The sequence below is a fragment of the Pseudomonas fluorescens genome (assembly GCF_004683905.1).
In the GTDB taxonomy this organism is placed as follows: Bacteria; Pseudomonadota; Gammaproteobacteria; order Pseudomonadales; family Pseudomonadaceae; genus Aquipseudomonas; species Aquipseudomonas putida_A.
Genome location: NZ_CP038438.1, coordinates 3,402,260 through 3,419,204, shown reverse-complemented (window position 1 = coordinate 3,419,204; position 16,945 = coordinate 3,402,260). Strand labels below are relative to the sequence as shown.

15 protein-coding genes are annotated in these 16,945 nt (G+C 61.8%); 4 read left to right on the top strand and 11 right to left on the bottom strand.

Going from position 1 to position 16,945, the window contains the following annotated elements; all coding sequences use genetic code 11:
• Positions 1 to 31: 31 nt before the first annotated feature.
• Positions 32 to 2,665 (top strand): excinuclease ABC subunit UvrA, encoded by a 2,634-nt coding sequence (locus tag E4T63_RS15550; RefSeq protein ID WP_135295936.1) that lies wholly within the window; start codon positions 32 to 34, stop codon positions 2,663 to 2,665.
• 924 nt (positions 2,666 to 3,589) lie between these two features.
• Here the strand turns inward: E4T63_RS15550 and E4T63_RS15535 are convergent.
• From E4T63_RS15535 to E4T63_RS15510, 6 genes are read right to left on the bottom strand one after another with little or no spacing between them, the layout of a single operon-like run.
• Positions 3,590 to 5,533, bottom strand: a complete 1,944-nt coding sequence (locus tag E4T63_RS15535; protein WP_135295934.1) for a response regulator — start codon at positions 5,531 to 5,533, stop codon at positions 3,590 to 3,592.
• Positions 5,523 to 6,398, bottom strand: a complete 876-nt coding sequence (locus tag E4T63_RS15530; RefSeq protein ID WP_027613679.1) for a sensor histidine kinase — start codon at positions 6,396 to 6,398, stop codon at positions 5,523 to 5,525. Before E4T63_RS15530 ends, E4T63_RS15535 begins: the two co-directional genes overlap by 11 nt.
• Positions 6,391 to 7,401, bottom strand: a complete 1,011-nt coding sequence (locus E4T63_RS15525) for an ATP-binding protein (protein WP_135296934.1) — start codon at positions 7,399 to 7,401, stop codon at positions 6,391 to 6,393. The genes E4T63_RS15530 and E4T63_RS15525 overlap by 8 nt, the downstream gene beginning before the upstream one ends.
• Entirely contained in the window at positions 7,398 to 7,802 is a 405-nt protein-coding gene (locus E4T63_RS15520) for an anti-sigma regulatory factor (protein ID WP_003225570.1), read from the bottom strand. The genes E4T63_RS15525 and E4T63_RS15520 overlap by 4 nt, the downstream gene beginning before the upstream one ends.
• Positions 7,799 to 8,161, bottom strand: a complete 363-nt coding sequence (locus E4T63_RS15515) for an STAS domain-containing protein (RefSeq protein WP_007912539.1) — start codon at positions 8,159 to 8,161, stop codon at positions 7,799 to 7,801. The genes E4T63_RS15520 and E4T63_RS15515 overlap by 4 nt, the downstream gene beginning before the upstream one ends.
• A 4-nt stretch (positions 8,162 to 8,165) precedes the next feature.
• Positions 8,166 to 9,017 carry an STAS domain-containing protein gene (locus tag E4T63_RS15510; protein WP_095136271.1) on the bottom strand — a complete coding sequence of 284 codons (852 nt, stop codon included), beginning with the start codon at positions 9,015 to 9,017 and terminating at the stop codon, positions 8,166 to 8,168.
• Positions 9,018 to 9,267: 250 nt separating this feature from the next.
• Here E4T63_RS15510 and E4T63_RS15505 point away from each other — a divergent pair, with 250 nt between their 5' ends.
• On the top strand, positions 9,268 to 9,537 hold the full coding sequence (locus E4T63_RS15505; RefSeq protein WP_027613684.1) for a hypothetical protein: 270 nt from the start codon (positions 9,268 to 9,270) through the stop codon (positions 9,535 to 9,537).
• 62 nt (positions 9,538 to 9,599) lie between these two features.
• On the opposite strand, the gene E4T63_RS15500 is transcribed toward E4T63_RS15505, so the two are convergent.
• A complete protein-coding gene (locus tag E4T63_RS15500) occupies positions 9,600 to 10,121 on the bottom strand; it encodes a DUF4142 domain-containing protein (protein ID WP_097087254.1) in 522 nt (173 codons plus the stop codon).
• Positions 10,122 to 10,325: 204 nt separating this feature from the next.
• Here E4T63_RS15500 and E4T63_RS15495 point away from each other — a divergent pair, with 204 nt between their 5' ends.
• Positions 10,326 to 10,568 (top strand): DUF465 domain-containing protein, encoded by a 243-nt coding sequence (locus E4T63_RS15495; protein ID WP_027613686.1) that lies wholly within the window; start codon positions 10,326 to 10,328, stop codon positions 10,566 to 10,568.
• 108 nt (positions 10,569 to 10,676) lie between these two features.
• Positions 10,677 to 10,841, top strand: coding sequence for a hypothetical protein (locus tag E4T63_RS28555; RefSeq protein WP_166495921.1), 165 nt, complete (start codon positions 10,677 to 10,679; stop codon positions 10,839 to 10,841).
• 107 nt (positions 10,842 to 10,948) lie between these two features.
• Here E4T63_RS28555 and E4T63_RS15490 read toward each other — a convergent pair whose 3' ends face one another.
• The 4 genes from E4T63_RS15490 to E4T63_RS15475 all read right to left on the bottom strand — a co-directional run bounded on the left by E4T63_RS15490 (position 10,949) and on the right by E4T63_RS15475 (position 16,750).
• Entirely contained in the window at positions 10,949 to 12,019 is a 1,071-nt protein-coding gene (locus tag E4T63_RS15490) for an SMP-30/gluconolactonase/LRE family protein (RefSeq protein ID WP_135295933.1), read from the bottom strand.
• Positions 12,016 to 13,161: a sterol desaturase/SRPBCC family protein gene (locus tag E4T63_RS15485; RefSeq protein ID WP_135295932.1), complete on the bottom strand. Its 1,146-nt coding sequence runs from the start codon at positions 13,159 to 13,161 to the stop codon at positions 12,016 to 12,018. The genes E4T63_RS15490 and E4T63_RS15485 overlap by 4 nt, the downstream gene beginning before the upstream one ends.
• A 112-nt stretch (positions 13,162 to 13,273) precedes the next feature.
• On the bottom strand, positions 13,274 to 14,137 hold the full coding sequence (locus E4T63_RS15480) for a LysR family transcriptional regulator (protein ID WP_027613689.1): 864 nt from the start codon (positions 14,135 to 14,137) through the stop codon (positions 13,274 to 13,276).
• Positions 14,138 to 15,031: 894 nt separating this feature from the next.
• Positions 15,032 to 16,750 carry a hydrogenase maturation protein gene (locus E4T63_RS15475; RefSeq protein WP_135295931.1) on the bottom strand — a complete coding sequence of 573 codons (1,719 nt, stop codon included), beginning with the start codon at positions 16,748 to 16,750 and terminating at the stop codon, positions 15,032 to 15,034.
• Positions 16,751 to 16,945 lie beyond the last annotated feature (195 nt).

The following is a 16,945-nucleotide window of genomic DNA, read 5'->3' as shown; positions in this document are numbered from 1 at the left end:
TTCGCTCCTAATTTTTCTGCAGGGACAGCCCATGACTTCCAAACGCACCTCCAAAGCACCCACCGGCATGGTCCGGGTGCGTGGCGCCCGGGAACACAATCTGAAAAATGTCGACGTCGATATCCCTCGCGACGCGCTGGTGGTGTTCACCGGGGTTTCGGGTTCGGGCAAGTCGTCGTTGGCCTTTTCGACCTTGTACGCCGAAGCCCAGCGGCGTTATTTCGAATCTGTGGCGCCGTATGCGCGGCGGCTGATCGATCAGGTCGGGGTGCCGGATGTCGACTCCATCGAAGGCCTGCCGCCCGCCGTGGCCCTGCAACAGCAGCGCGGTACGCCGAGCACGCGTTCGTCGGTGGGCAGCGTGACCACCTTGTCGAGCCTGATCCGCATGCTCTATTCCCGCGCCGGCAGTTACCCGCCGGGGCAACCGATGCTCTACGCCGAGGATTTCTCGCCGAACACCCCGCAAGGCGCGTGCCCGGAGTGCCACGGTCTGGGCCGGGTCTACGAGGTGACCGAGGCGCTGATGGTGCCCGATCCGAACCTGACCATCCGCCAACGCGCCGTGGCGTCCTGGCCGCTGGCGTGGCAGGGGCAGAACCTGCGCGACATCCTCGTGACCATGGGCATCGACGTCGACATCCCCTGGAAGAAACTGCCGAAAAAGCAGCGTGACTGGATTCTGTTCACCGAAGAAACCCCAACCGTGCCGGTGTACGCCGGGCTGACCCCGGAGGAAACCCGGGTCGCCCTCAAGCGCAAGATGGAACCGAGTTATCAGGGCACCTTCACCGGTGCCCGCCGCTACATCCTGCACACCTTCACTCATTCGCAAAGTGCGCTGATGAAGAAGCGCGTTTCGCAATTCATGCTCGGCAGCCCGTGCCCGTTGTGCGACGGCAAACGCCTGAAGCGTGAAGCGTTGTCGGTGACCTTTGCCGGTTACGACATCGGTGAACTGTCGCAGATGCCGTTGCTGCAAGTGGCCGAAGTATTGAAACCCGTGGCTGCGGCGACCTATCTGCAGCAGGCCGAAGAAAGCGGCGAAACCCTCAGCCATGCGCAAACCCGCGAGGCGCGCCAGCAGCGCGTGGCCCACGGTGCCAGCGGCCACGCCAGTGCGCCGGACGTGCGCCACACGCCGAACCTGTCGCTGGAAAAACGCCTGGCAGCGCAGCGGATCGCTGAGGACTTGCTGGAGCGGGTCAGCACCCTGACCGATCTGGGCCTCGGTTATCTGGCGCTGGAGCGCAGCACGCCGACGTTGTCGTCCGGCGAGCTGCAACGCCTGCGCCTGGCGACGCAATTGGGCTCGCAACTGTTCGGCGTGATCTACGTGCTCGACGAGCCATCCGCCGGTCTGCATCCGGCCGATGGCGAGGCGTTGTTCGAAGCCTTGCAGCGCTTGAAGGCCGATGGCAATACGCTGTTTGTGGTCGAGCACGATCTGGAAACCATGCGCCGCGCCGACTGGCTGATCGACGTCGGTCCGGCGGCGGGCGAGAAGGGTGGGCAGGTGTTGTACAGCGGCCCTCCGGCCGGGCTGGCCGAGATCGAGGAATCGCAGACCCGCGCCTATCTGTTTGCCGAGAGCCAGCGGCAGACCCGCACCGCGCGCAAGCCGAGCGGTTGGCTGAAACTCGATGGCATCAGCCGCAATAACCTGCACAACCTCAGCGCTGAATTTCCCTTGGGCTGCTTCACCTCGGTCACCGGGGTTTCCGGTTCGGGCAAGTCGAGTCTGGTCAGTCAGGCGTTGCTCGAACTGGTCGGCGCGCAACTCGGGCGGCCGCTGGTTGAGGACGAGCCGGAAGAGCTCAGCCTCGAAGACGATGCGCCGCAGGCCAGCAGCGGTCAGGTGACGGCGGGGCTGGAGTCGATCAAACGCCTGGTGCAGGTCGATCAAAAGCCCATCGGCCGCACGCCACGTTCGAATCTGGCGACCTACACCGGGCTGTTCGACAACGTGCGCAAACTGTTCGCCGCCACGCCCGAGGCACGGGCGGCGGGGTATGACGCCGGGCAGTTTTCCTTCAACGTCGCCAAGGGCCGCTGCCCGACCTGCGAGGGTGAAGGTTTTGTCAGCGTCGAGTTGCTGTTCATGCCGAGCGTGTATGCGCCGTGCCCGACCTGTCATGGCGCGCGCTACAACCCGCAGACCCTGGCGATTCAGTGGCAAGGCTTGAGCATTGCGCAGGTGCTGCAACTGACCGTGGAAGAGGCGGTAGAAGTGTTCAACGAGCAGCCGGGGATTCGTCGTTCACTGGAGGTGCTGCGTGACATCGGCCTCGGTTATCTGCGGCTCGGCCAACCGGCCACCGAGTTGTCCGGTGGTGAAGCACAACGGATCAAACTGGCCACTGAGCTGCAGCGCAATCAGCGCGGCGCGACCCTGTATGTGCTGGATGAACCGACCACCGGGCTGCATCCGCGGGATGTCGATCGGCTGCTGGAGCAGCTGGACAACCTGGTCACGGCAGGGCACACAGTGATCGTCGTCGAGCATGAAATGCGCGTAGTCGCACAGAGTGACTGGGTGATCGACATCGGCCCGGGGGCTGGTGATCAGGGCGGCAAAATCGTCGCCGCCGGCACGCCGCAGAAAGTTGCCGCGAGCAAAAAGAGCCGAACCGCGCCGTTTCTGGCCAGGGCCTTGAACCAATAACCGCGGCGATCCCACTGGCCCCATCGCCAGCAAGCTAACTCCCACAGGTTTTGCGGTGTGCACAAGGCTGGCGATCAACACAGCCCCAAAGTGGGAGCGGGCTTGCTCGCGAAAGCGGTGTGTCAGGCAACGAGATGCTGGCTATACCGACGCTTTCGCGAGCAAGCCCGGCTCCCACAGGTTTTACGGTGTGCACAAGGCTGGTGATCAACACAGCTCCAGTGTGGGAGCGAGCTTGCTCGCGAAAGCGGTGTGTCAGGCAATAGAGATGCTGGCTATACCGACGCCTTCGCGGGCAAGCCCGGCTCCCACAGGTTTTGCGGTGTGCACTAGGCTGGCGATCAACACAGCTCCAGTGTGGGAGCGAGCTTGCTCGCGAAAGCGGTGTGTCAGGCAATAGAGATGCTGGCTATACCGACGCCTTCGCGGGCAAGCCCGGCTCCCACAGGTTTTGCGGTGTGCACTAGGCTGGCGATCAACACAGCTCCAGTGTGGGAGCGAGCTTGCTCGCGAAAGCGGTGTGTCAGGCAATAGAGATGCTGGCTATACCGACGCCTTCGCGGGCAAGCCCGGCTCCCACAGGTTTTGCGGTGTGCAAAAGGCTGGTGATCAACACAGCTCCAGTGTGGGAGCGAGCTTGCTCGCGAAAGCGGTGTGTCAGGCAACGAGATGCTGGCTATACCGACGCCTTCGCGGGCAAGCCCGGCTCCCACAGGTTTTGCGGTGTGCACTAGGCTGGCGATCAACACAGCCCCAAAGTGGGAGCGGGCTTGCTCGCGAAAGCGGTGTGTCAGGCAATAGAGATGCTGGCTATACCGACGCCTTCGCGAGCAAGCCCGGCTCCCACAGGTTTTGCGGTGTACAAAAGGCTGGTGATCACCACCAGTCCAGTGTGGGAGCGGGCTTGCTCGCGAAAGCGACGGGTCAGGCGCCATCAAGCGTGCGGCGGACCTTGTCCAGCAGTTCGCTGATCTGGAACGGTTTGACCAGCATTTCCATGCCGCTGCCGAGGAACACCTGGCGATTGATCGCGGTCTCGGCATAACCGGTCATGAACAGAATCGGCAGGCTTTCACGCCAGCCCCGCGCCACGTCCGCCAGTTCCCGGCCGCTCATGCGCGGCAGGCCGACGTCGCTCAGCAGCAGGTCGATCGTCGGGTCATTCTGCAAGCGCTCCAGCGCGGTTTCGATATCCGCCGCCTGCGTGCAGCGATAACCTGCGTCTTCCAGCACTTCGGTGACGAACATACGCACTGCCGGCATGTCTTCGACAATCAGGACATGCTCGCCGGCACCCTGCGGATCCACCTTCGGCGCCGGGATGTCGGCGCCGGTCGGATCGTTCGTCGCCGGCAGCATGATGGTCACTTCGGTGCCACGCCGTGCCACGCTGCGGATATGCGCATCGCCACCGGACTGGCGGGCGAAACCGTAGATGGTCGACAACCCCAGACCCGTACCCTGGCCCAGCGGTTTGGTGGTGAAGAACGGGTCGAACACCTTGTCGATCACACTGTGCTCGATACCGGTGCCGTCATCGCGCACCGACAGCGCGACATACGCACCATCGGCCATGTTCGGGTCGCCGTGGGAATACGCGGCATAGGTGTTGACCCAGATATTGCCGCCTCGGGGCAGCGCATCCCGGGCGTTGATGACCAGATTCAGCACCGCGCTTTCCAGCTGTACCGGGTCGACCAGGGCAATCGCCGGTTTGTTGGTCAGTTCAAGTTTGAGGGTGATGCGTTCGCCGATGGTGCGCACCAGCAATTCTTCCAGCGAGCGCACCTGCTCATTGATGTCTACCGGCCGGGTATCCAGTGGCTGTTGGCGGGCGAAGGCCAGCAGACGATGAGTGAGCGAAGCCGCACTCATCGCCGAATTCAGCGCTGCTTCAGCATAGAGCTGCACTTTGTCGGGCCTGGCATCGGCGATGCGTTTCTGGATCAGTTCGAGGCTGGTGATGATCCCGGTCAGCAGATTGTTGAAGTCGTGGGCGATGCCCCCGGTGAGCTTGCCCAGTGCGTCCATTTTCTGCACTTGCAGCAACTGCGATTCGGCGCGCACACGCTCGGCGACTTCCTTGGCCAGTTGTGTGGTGGTGTCGTCCAGCTGTGCCAGGTGCGAGCGTTCACGGTGGCGATGCTCGGTGACGTCTTCGACGAATACCAGGCTCAGTTGCGGTGTGCGATATGGCGAAATCTGCCACTCGGTTTCGCGGACCTCGCCCTGTACGCGCATGTTCAACGTGCCTTTCCAGCGCTCGCCATCGACCAGCCGCAGGCGCAACTCGTTGAGGATCGCGCCCTGGTCTTGGTCAAAGCACTCGCTGAGAGTTTCCGGGTTGCGGTTGTCCTGAATCATCTGCGTGAAGGCGTGGTTGCACTCATGCACTTTCAGGTTGGCATCGAGCACGGCAATCGGCGCCGAGACGTTGACGAAAATCTCGCGAAACCGGGCCTCGCTCTCGCGCAGCGCGTTTTCGGTATCACGTACCCGCAGCAGAGTGCGCAGGGTCGCCAATAGCACGTCCGGGTCTACCGGGTGAATCAGGTAAGCATCCGCCCCGGCGTTCAGGCCGGTGATGATGTCGCCGGTCTGGATCGACGCCGCAGACACGTGGATCACCGGCAGCAGCGCGGTGCGAGCATCAGCACGCAAGATGCGCACGATGTCGAAGCCGCTCATGTCCGGCAGGTTGACGTCGAGGATCAGCGCATCGAGTGGCTCGCTCGCGATCAGCGCCAGGCCTTCGCTGCCGGTGCCGGCCTCCAGCACCTCGTAGTCATGGCGCTCCAGGCGCCGGCGCAAGGCGTAGCGGGTGGCGGCGTTGTCGTCGACGATCAATAGACGGATGTCACGTTTCATCGACGTTCTCCAAGGCGAGCGCCAGCGGAATGATCACGAAAAAGGTCGAGCCGACCCCCGGTGTGCTGTCCATCCCGACCTCGCCGCCGAGCAGGGCAGCGAAGCGCTTGCACAGGGACAAGCCGAGGCCGGTCCCGCGCAGACGTTTCTGCAGCGGCGAGTCGACCTGGGAGAAGTCCTCGAACAATGCACCGTGCAGCTCCGGCGCGATACCGATCCCGGTGTCGCTGACGGCAAAACGTACTTTGTCCGAGCCTTCCAGGCGCGCCGAAACCCGCACTTCACCGCGGGTGGTGAATTTCAGCGAGTTGGAAATGAAGTTGCGCAGAATCTGCCCGAGTTTTTTGTCGTCGGTGTACAGGCGTGGCAGGCCGACCGGCTCTTCGAAAATCAGGTCCACCGCCGACGCATCGACGATCGGCCGGAACATCCCGCGCAGGGCGGAGAACAGGTCGAACATGTCGAACCATGCCGGGGAAATAGTGATCCGCCCGGCTTCGATCTTCGCCAGATCGAGCAAGTCATCGACCATGTCGCTGAGTTCACGCGCGGCGCTGCTGACGAACGCCACCTGTTTGTGCTGCTCGGGGCTGAGCGGGCCGTCGAGCTCATCGGCCAGCAAGCTGTTGATGCTGAGGATCGAGCCGAGCGGTGTGCGGAACTCATGGCTCATGTACGACAGAAAGCGGCTTTTCAAGTCCGAAGCCTGCCTCAGTTCTTCCGCCTGGGTGTCGAGTTCGGCGTAGAGCGCCAGCACGCCCTGGTTGGTCTCGTCGAGTTCTGCGCGCAGGGCGGCGGTCTCGCTCTGCAATCGGGCGATCAGCGCAGCCTGTTCGGCGGCATTCAGGGTTGGCGACTCAGCCATGGGCGGCCTCCAGGGCAACGACCAGTACCGTGACGTCGTCGCGCCCGCGACAGAAGTCACGGTGCAGGACGCTGGCTATCACCGCCGGATGGCGGTGCACCAGGCCGGGGTAGTCTTGAAGATTCCAACGGGACTGCAAGCCGTCGCTGTACATGATCAATAGATGTCCGGTCACGTGAGCATAGTCAAAGGGCTGGGCTTTTCGGTATTGACCGCCGACGATGCCCGGGTGCGAGGCCAGGCCCCGCGACTTGTCGGCGGTGATCAGGCTGGCGCCGATGTTGCCCACGCCAGTAAAGGTCAGGCCGTCGCGGGCGGCATTGAACTGGGCGAACGCTGCGGCGCCGCCACGGCTGCCGATCATGTCGCGGTGCATATCCTCCATCAGCAGCACCGGACTGGCGAACGGAGTCTCGGCGAACACCCGCTCGCCGGCCTTGGCCGCGCGTTCGGCATCCTCTCCGTGGCCGAGGCCGTCGATGATCAGCGCACTGACATTCGCGCCGTTGTACGCCAGGTGCCAGGTGTCGCCACACGCCGGATCGTTGTGCAGCGAATGCTGGCTGACGCCGTAGCGCAAGTCCGGTTGGCGGTCGCCGCGCGGATATAGACGCGCCAGCAGCACCGCGCCACGGGCATCGGCGTGCACGTCGAAGACCTCGGTCTGCCGCGCCACGGCACCCAGACCGATGCCCTGTGTGCCGCCGGTGGAAAAACCATCGGTCAGGCAGGCGTCCAGATCAAAGCCCTGTGCGCGATCGACCGCGAGCATCTCGATGCCGAATCCGCCGGGGCGCGGCAACAGCCGCAGGTGAACTTCGCCGCGGCTGGCGTGCTTGAGCACGTTGCTGGCCAGTTCGGTGGCGACCAGCGCCACCCGCCCGGCATCGGTTGCATCAAAACCGTGTTGCTCGGCGAGCCGTTGCGCGGTGCGCCGGGCATGGCCGATCTGGCTGCTGTCTTCGATCAGCAGCACCTGGGTCAGCGACCCAGCGATATTCATGTCCATCGGGTGATCGTTATTCGCGTGCCCTTGCCCGGCTCGGTGTCCAGTTCGAACTCCTCGACCAGGCGTTTTGCCCCGGTCAGGCCCAGGCCCATGCCGCTGCCGGAGGTCCAGCCGTCGGTCATCGCCAGTTTGATATCGGCAATACCGGGGCCTTCGTCGCGGAACGTCAAGCGCAGCCCGACCTTGTGATCTTCATCGAGAATCTGCCAGTCCATGTCGCCGCCGCCACCGTACACCATGGTGTTGCGGGCCAGCTCGCTGACCGCCGTGACCATTTTGGTCAGGTCGATCAGGCGCATCCCGCATTCGGTGGCGAGTTTGCGGGCGGTCTGGCGTGCGAGCACGACATCCTGCTCGATATGGATGGGTTGAGTACCGCTGCTGCGTACGGTCATTGCCGGTCTACTCGTTCCTGCAGCAGTTTCATCCCGCGCTCGACGTTCAGTGCGGTGCTCACGCCGGGCAGGGTCAGGCCGAGTTCGACCAGGGTGATCGCCACGGCCGGCTGCATGCCGACCAGCATGGTTTCGGCGTCCATGATTTTCGACAGCCCGGAGATGGTGCTGATCATCCGGCCAATGAACGAGTCGACCATGTCCAGCGCCGAGATATCGATCAGCACACCGCGAGCCGAAGTCTTGCTGATGCGCTCGGACAAGTCGTCCTGCAACGTGAGGGCGAGTTGATCGTGCATGTCGACCTGAATGGTCACCAGCAGGAACTTGCCCATTTGAAGAATCGGGATACGTTCCATCGGCTCAGACCGCTTTGCCGAGGCTGATGCCCAGGCGGGTGAGGGCAAGCTTCAGTGCGTCGGCAAGATTGGCCTTGGTCACCACGCCTTGCAGGTCGAGGCCCAGGTGGACGATGGTCTGGGCGATTTGCGGACGCACGCCGCTGATGATGCAATCGGCACCCATCAGACGAATCGCGGTCACGGTTTTCAGCAGGTGCTGCGCAACCAGCGTGTCGACGGTCGGTACGCCGGTAATGTCGATGATGGCGATTTCCGAACCGGTGTCGACGATGCGTTGTAGCAAGGACTCCATCACCACTTGGGTGCGTTGCGAATCGAGGGTGCCGATCATCGGCAGCGCCAGGACGCCGTCCCACAGTTTGACCACCGGCGTGGAGAGCTCCAGCAGTTCTTCCTGTTGGCGTTTGATCACCGCTTCACGGGACTTCTGGAAGGTACGGATGGTGTGCATGCCGAAGGCGTCGAACAGTTCGGAAATTTCCCAGAGTTGTTCGGCGAGCAGCGCTGGCTGTTCTTTATAGTGCGCTTGCAGCAGGGCAAACAGCGGGCCCTTCAGGGCGAAGATGAAACTGGCAGTCTGTTGCGAATCCTGACCGAGCTGGGCACGGCTGTGGGAGAGCTTTTCGAGGAACTGGCGGGTGGCTTCCCAACCCGGCGCATTGATGTTGGTGCCGTTGTCATCCTGCAGGCCGTTGATCACCAGTTGCAGGAATTCGCTGGTCTGTTGTTGCAGGTCATGGTCTTTGAGATTGCGGGTGGCGCCGCTGGCTTCTAGGCCGTTGATCCATTCGCTCAGCAGTTGGGGTTGTTTGTTTTTCATCGCATCGAATGTGCTGTTCTGCAGTGCTGCCATGTGCCTGTTGCTCCGTAGCGTATTGGGGCCGGTTCTGTAAAAAGTGACCGGTGCGAAGTCAGTGACCTTTGCCGTTCGAAATAGTTGTTCGGTTGCTCAGGGATATTTTTGATCCGGCGCAAGGAATGCCCCGATAACTCTAGTCGGCGCCCCTGAACTCAGCGATGTTTTGAACGTTGGCACCGTAGCGGCTTCGAATATACAAGGCTGGCGGGTTTGAGTCGCGCCAGCATTGAAAAACGAGGTGGCTATGAACGAGCAATCGCAACAGCAGCAGAAACCGGACGCCGAACCCATCAATCGCAACGACCCGGCCATCGATCCGCAAGTGCCGGGGCAGAGCTCGCCAATCCCGCCGAAGGGCGAGGGCGAACAAGTCCAGAGCGCTGACCCTGCGGTGGATCAAAAGAACAAACACACCGACAACGACAACGAGTTCAGTCCCGGTTTCGAGCCTGAGCCCGATCGTCCGAAGCCCGGTGAAGAAACCGATGCCGACATCGATACTGACGGCGGCTGATCGCGCTGAAACGAAAAAAGGCCGCATTAATCAATGCGGCCTTTTGCTGTACAGCGCCCGGGTTACTTGCTCGGGTGCTTGGCTTGCAGCTCTTTGGCCGCGGTCAGGTGTTTTTCCAGCGCCGGCAACATTTTCTGTGCGAAGGCCTTTAGTTCGGGGGCGCCTTTGACTTTGTCGTCGGTGACGGTGTTGGCTTCTTTCTTGAACAATTCGATGGTTTCTTCGTGGGCCTTGACCTGGTTGTTGGCGTAGGCCGCGTCGAAGGATTCATCGCGCATGTCGAGGATCTTTTCCTTGGCCTGCTTGACCAGAGTCGTGGTGTCCGGGACTTCGATGTCATTGGCCTTGGCAATGCTGGCCAGTTCGTCGTTGGCCTTGCTGTGGTCGGTGATCATCATGTTGGCGAACGCCTTGATGTCGGCCGACTGACTTTTTTCCAGGGCGAGGCGACTGGTCTCGATCTCCGCGATGCCACCGGCAGCGGCGTTGTCGACGAAGTCGTTGGAAGTGGCGGCGAAGGCACTGCCCATGCCGCTGCTCAGAGCGACAGCCAGAACGAGATGACGCAGGTTGAATCCGTCCATTGATGTATCTCCACACAGGTTTTTGTTGACGTTATGCAATGGAGGGAGCGCAGCGGAAAAAGGTTTGATCGCGTTTCCGACAGGGCGACGAACGGCAACCGCTGGTCTGACAGGTGGTCGACAGAACGGCCCGACCAAGGCCATTCTGATAACTGCCAGCGCAATCGGTCGCGTTGGTTGCCGATCAACTGACGGAGGTGTTCCATGCCGGTGACTCATGACCTGTATCAGGACTTGAAGCTAACGAAGGAAGAGGTCCAGCAAAAACGCACCGAGGATCCATTTCTGGATGCACTGATCAACAAGTATTCCCAGGCGGACGCCGAAGTAGTCAAGGCCGAGACGGCGACCTCGGATGCACCCAGCGATGACACCCTGAAGAAACTCAAAGAGAAACGCTTGCAGGTCAAAGACAAGATCGTCGCGCAGTTGCAGGCTCGATCCTGACCGTCAGTCGCTTCACCGATTCAAAATGGTGAAATGACTGAACGCAGCCCCTGACCGGCACCTCGAATGTACAGAGTCTTCACTCAGCGACTCTTTGCGAGGTGCCACATGAACACACCCAGATTCCCCAGTGAAGAGCAGGGCGGTTTCGACCCGGTTCCCACTCACCCTGAGCCCAACAGCCCGGCACACACCACCACTTTTCCCGAAGAGCCGGACGAAGATCTTCCTGAAGACGAAGATCCGGACAAGTTCGACAGATCGGGCAATTGAAAGACCGCTATCGCGAGCAGGCTCACTCCTACAGTTGGAATGCTATCAACTGTAGGAGTGAGCCTGCTCGCGATGACGTCAGTTGATCTAACATAAAACCAGCAGGCTCACTTCAATGCATCAGCCAACGGCAGCCGCGCCATGTGCGTAGCCTTCAGCGACCCCAGATACAACCAGTCTCCATACTCGCGCGCTGTGGTGATCGGAGAGTAATTGCCGCTGCTGGCGTCCTGCAGATTGGCGATCACCTTGCCCTCAAGATCCAGCCCCAGGACAAATCCGCGTTTCTCCACCGGTTTTGGCAGCACCGTCAGCGCGCGCACGATCATCTTGCGCACCCGCGGATGCCCGGCGGTCCGATCGAGCAAGGCACTGCGCGGTGCGTACAGCGCGACCCAGAAGCGGTTGCTGCCATTGAACGCGAGGTTGTCCGGCAGGCCGGGCAGGTTGTCGATGAACAGGTCATGGGTACCGGCCTTGGGTCCCGTCAGCCAGTAACGACTGATGCGGTAGGCGCCGGTTTCGTTGACCAGCACATAAGCGTCATCCGGGCCGAGGGTCACGCCGTTGGCAAACTGCAGTTTGTCCAGCAGCACGCTGGTCTTGCCGGTCTGAAAGTCATAGCGCAGCAGGCGCCCGTCACCGCCATGTTCAATGATCGCCTCACCGTCATGGCCGTAACCCCAACGGCTGCTGGCATCGCTGAAATAGGCGTAGTGCCCGGACTTGTCGATCGCCACGTCGTCGGTAAAACCGAAAGGCAGGCCATTGGCCTCGGTGGTCAGAGGAATCAACTGACCCTGGGCGTCGAGCGAGAGCAGACCCTTGACCCCGTCGGCAATCACCAGCAAACCGTTGGGATGCCGCGCCAGGCCCAGCGGCCGGCCGCCAGTGTCGCTCAGCACCTTGCGCTCCTTGCCATCGAGGCTGGTGCGGATCATTCGCCCGTCATGCAGGCCAGTGATCAGGTAATCGCCCTCCAGCAGCAGTGCTTCGGGGCCGTCGATGTCGCTCGGGCCAACCTGTTTGGCGGCCTTGAGCCGCTGGTTTTCCGCGTAGACCCCTTCGTTCAGTGACGGCGCCGCTGGCGGTTTCCACGCCACCGGCTGCACCTTGGTCGGCATCAGCAGCAGAAACGCGATGACGAGGATCACCAGCAGTAACAGCAGGCGCTTCATGAAAGGTGCCCGGTCAGCGTCAGGTGCCTGAGCGCCATGTCGCGCAGGGCCTGCATCGAGGTCGCCGATTCACGTTCGATGCGGCGCTTGAGCAACAGCAGATTGGCCAGGCGCATGCCCAGCCCCTCGAACCGGTAATCCAGAGTGCGCACGAACCGCGTGCCGTCGCCTTGCGCCGCGCACTCGTAGGTCAGCAACAGCGACAAGCCATGATCGCCCCGCGCCTGAGCGCACCAACGGCGACCGGGCAGGTATTCGGTGACCTCCCAGCGCAAATGGCCGGCGCGCCCGCCGGCATGAATGTCTTCTTCGAAACGCGCGCCGGCATGCAGCGGGCCTTGCGGTCCGTCGATTTTCAGCGACGACGGGTGCCACTCGGGCCAGTGGTTGACGCTGGCGGCGTAGCGGAGCACGGCGATCGGTTCGCCGGCGATATCGATCTGGTGCTGCATGCGGGTCATGGGCGATCTCGAATAGCGCAACGGGGCGGGTTGCGGGTCCCAGTACAGGGTGCCGAACAGGTAATCCATCAGCGGAAAAACGATATTGAAATTGCGCTCCTGCATGCGCTCGCGGCGGTGATGCAATTCGTGCAGATGACGCATCTGGCGGATCCACGGCAGGCGGGTCAGCGGATTATTCGGCGGTAGATGCTCGCAGGCGTGAAACACCTCGTAGGTCAGATAACCCAGGACCATGCAGCCGCCGAACAGCCCGGCGACATTGGCGTTGAACTGCGCGAGCAGCCACCACAGCGGCAGGGTGAAAACCAGCGTATGCACGACGATCAGCCAGGCTGGAAACAGAATCACCCGCCAGTCGCGGGCGCCGTCATACGTCATGTGGCCGGGGGTGAAAAAGCTGTGATGGTCGCCCGCATGCCGGGCATAGAACAGCTTGGCCAAAGTCTTTTTGTGGTGACCGAGATGGCGATGAACCATGTACACGCCAAAGTTGAACAGCAGCAGGGTCAGCGGCACGCTCAGCCATTCCAGCGGCTGCACCTGATGCGCGCTGCTCCAGAAGGCGCCGATTGCCAGCACGCCAAACAGCAGCACGAAGGCGCCGTGCAGCCATGGGTTGTACAACGGATGAATGGCCGCACGATAGCGGCTGCGGAATGCCTCGGTGGTCTGCCTCACTGCGTTCACCTGTGGGTATTGTTGTTATACCCGGCAGATTAGCCGATCCGGCCGTTTGTGCAGGCCGCACCTTGAGGTCAGTTGCGCCATGCTCCGGTGTAAAGCGGCCGACTCAGCTCAGCGGGTTCCAGCGTTGCGACCAGTCGTCATCGGTGGCGATTACCTGGCGCAGCAGATCGAACGCCTGTTGCAGCGTCGCCGAGTCGCGCTCGCGGGCATACACCAGATAGGTCGGGTAACCGAATTCCGGGGCTTTGGTGACCGCTTCCAGTGCGCCGGTTTCCAGATAGCTACGCACCACGCGGGTACGAAAGTAGCCGCTGCCGCCATGTTCGAGAATGTATTGCAGGGCCAGCGGGCCGAGGTTGAAGCTCAGTGCGGCTTTGGCCTTGTCCGGCAGGGCGGCGTCGTGCTGGCGACGGAAATCCGGCCCCCAGTCGATGTAGACGTAGGGATCCGGGCGGTTCGGCGCACGCACCAGAATCAGTTTCTCTTCCAGCACCTGCTCGACTTGCAGGCCGGGCCAGTATTCCGGCTGATAGACCAGCGCGGCATCGAGCACGCCGAGTTCGAGTTGGCGCAACAGGTTTTCACCGTCGCGGATTTCCATGCGCAGGGCGTGGCCGGGAATCTTATCGCGCAGTTCGGCGGCCCAGCTGAGCATCAACGGGTTGCACAGGCTGACTTCGCCGCCGATGTGCAGCACGTTGTGATAGCCGTCCAGCAACGGCAGGTCGCGCCGCGCGGCTTCCCAGGTCTGCACCAGTTGATTGGCGTAGACCACGAAGGCCTCGCCGTTGGCAGTCAGTTTCGCCCCGGCGCGGTTGCGCACGAACAGCGTACTGCCCAGCTGACTTTCGAGTTTCTGCACCCGGGCGGTGATCGCTGTCTGCGTGACGAACAGCTTCTGCGCCGCCGCCGCGAGACTGCCGTGGCGAACGATTTCCAGAAAGGTGCGGGCGAGGTCGATGTCCATGGGCGGGCCGGTGTCTGAGGTGCGGGCATTGTAAAGGCAAAAGCCCCTCACCCTAACCCTCTCCCGGAGGGAGAGGGGACTGATTGGGGAATATTGAAGAAATACACCGACTTGAGCGATCAGCGTTGAATCCATAATCGGCCGAGATATTCCAGGTCGATACTGGGCGCCAGACACTTTGGTCAGTTCCCTCTCCCTTGGGAGAGGGGGCTGATTGGGGGATATTGAAGAAATACACCGACTTGAGCGATCAGCGTTGAATCCATAATCGGCCGAGATATTCCAGGTCGATGCGGGGCGCCAGACACTCTGGTCAGTTCCCTCTCCCTTGGGAGAGGGGGCTGATTGGGGGATATTGAAGAAATACACCGACTCGAGCGATCAGCGTTGAATCCATAATCGCCCGAGATATTTCAGGTCGATGCGGGGCGCCAGACACTCTGGTCAGTTCCCTCTCCCTTGGGAGAGGGGGCTGATTGGGGGATATTGAAGAAATACACCGACTTGAGCGATCAGCGTTGAATCCATAATCGGCCGAGATATTCCAGGTCGATGCGGGGCGCCAGATACTTTGGTCAGTTCCCTCTCCCTTGGGCGAGGGGGCTGATTGGGGAATATTGAAGAAATACACCGACTTGAACGATCAGCGTTGAATCCATAATCGGCCGAGATATTCCAGGTCGATGCGGGGCGCCAGACACTTTGGTCAGTTTCCTCTCCCTTGGGAGAGGGGGCTGATTGGGGGATATTGAAGAAATACACCGACTTGAGCGATCAGCGTTGAATCCATAATCGACCGAGATATTTCAGGTCGATGCGGGGCGCCAGACACTTTGGTCAGTTCCCTCTCCCTTGGGAGAGGGCCAGGGTGAGGGGAAGGCAGTCACCGCAAAATCAACTGGCCAACTCGGTCGAACGCACCCGCGCCCAGTCTTCCACCAATCGCGCCGGCGTGCCGCAGGCCTTGCGCTTGTAGACGAAGTTACTGCACTTCTCGGCAAACTGGTTGCGGTTGTAGAGCATGTCTTCCTGCATCTCTTGCAGTTCGTTTTCCCGGCATTGCTTGATCAGCACCTGATCAACCCGCAACTTGCGCTCGCGCACGGCAGCGTAGGTCGGGTCGGTCAGCGCCGCGTTGGCCCGTTGCAGCAACCACAAGGAAAACTCATCCGGGCAGCGCGGGCCGATTTCCTGGACCATGCCCAGTTGCAGCGCCTGCGTGGCACTGACCGGCAGGCAGGCCTGGGTCAGTTGCTCGGCCATCGCCGGGCCGACGGCGCGGGGCAGGCTGTAGGTCCAGTATTCCGAGCCATACAGGCCCATGCTTTTGTAATGCGGATTGAGCACGATGTCGGCCCGGGCAAACACGATGTCAGCAGCCAGTGCGAGCATCACGCCGCCGGCCCCGGCATTGCCGGTCACGCCGCTGACCACCAGTTGCCGCGCGCTGAGCAGTTCGGCGCAGACATCGTCGATCGCCTGAATATTCGCCCACGCTTCAGCGCCGGGGTCCTGCGCCGACTGGATCACGTTCAGGTGCACGCCGTTGGAGAAGCTGCCGCGCCCGCCCTTGATCAACAGCACGCGAGTGTCCCGAGACTTGGCCCAGCGCAGCGCTTCAACCATGCGCTGGCACTGTTCGGTGCTCATCGCACCGTTGTAGAACTCGAACGTCAGCTCGCCGACATGCCCGGATTCGCGGTAGCGGATCGGCTGATAGGCCTCGTCGTTGAACGGCTCGCTGGCGATCGACCAGTCGAGGGTCGGCACACCCTCCAGTTGCCCGGCCAGCACATGCCGCGCCGGTTGCTTGAAGGTCTCTTCGCCGGGCAGTGGTTTGCGCCGCAGCGAGCCGATCCACAGGCTGTGATCGCCGGTCGCCATCAGCACCGCGTCGTCATGCACCGCGAGGATTTTGCCGGGAATCCCGGTGCGCTGATCGAGGTGCGCGTCGTACACGTAATACTGCCCGCCGGCCAGGCTTGCCAAGACCCCGGGCTGGCCGTCCGCAGCGTCGATGCAGCGTTTGATGAACCGTGAGCAGTCGTGCCAGCTGAAGGTGCGATCGGCCTGCTTCATGTTCGGCTGCAAGCGGCCGCGGACGTTGGGGTCGGTGTAATCCAGTGCGACCGGAACGAAGCCGTCGATGAACTTCTCGACCACTTCGCGAATGCAGCGAATCGCCGCATCGCTGACCCGCCCGTTGTACAGCTCGGACTTGCGCAAGCCCGACGGCAGATTGAATTCGCAGGTGGCCCAGACCGGGCCAGCGTCCATTTCTTCCACCGCTTGCAGCGCGGTCACGCCCCAGCGTGTGAGTTCGTTGGTGATCGCCCAGTCCAGCGCGCTGGCGCCACGATCACCGACGATGCCCGGGTGGATAATCACCACCGGGCGCCGCGCATTGCTCCACAGCGCCTGCGGTACGCGGTCCTTGAGGAACGGGCAGATCACCAGATCGGCGCCGCTGTGTTCGATCTGTTCGCACACCGACGCCTCGTCGGTGAACACCACGACGCTGGGCGAGTGCCCGGCCTGACGCAGTTCCAGCCAGGCGCGTTGAGTCAGGCCGTTGAAGGCCGATGACAGCAGAATAATCTTCAGTGATCGCATGGTTTTCTTCCTTGAAGGGATAGCCGCGGGCTCCCGGTGAGCCGTCCTTGGCGTTCGATGAAGCGCGCAGATTAGAGAGTGGCTGCGCGCGGGCAACTGATCAGGGTCAACGTTGTGTCAGTCAATATTTCTGCGGCGACGGAGCGCCTTATTCTCAAAGGTTTGCTTATCCTGATTTTTAATTACTTCAAATGT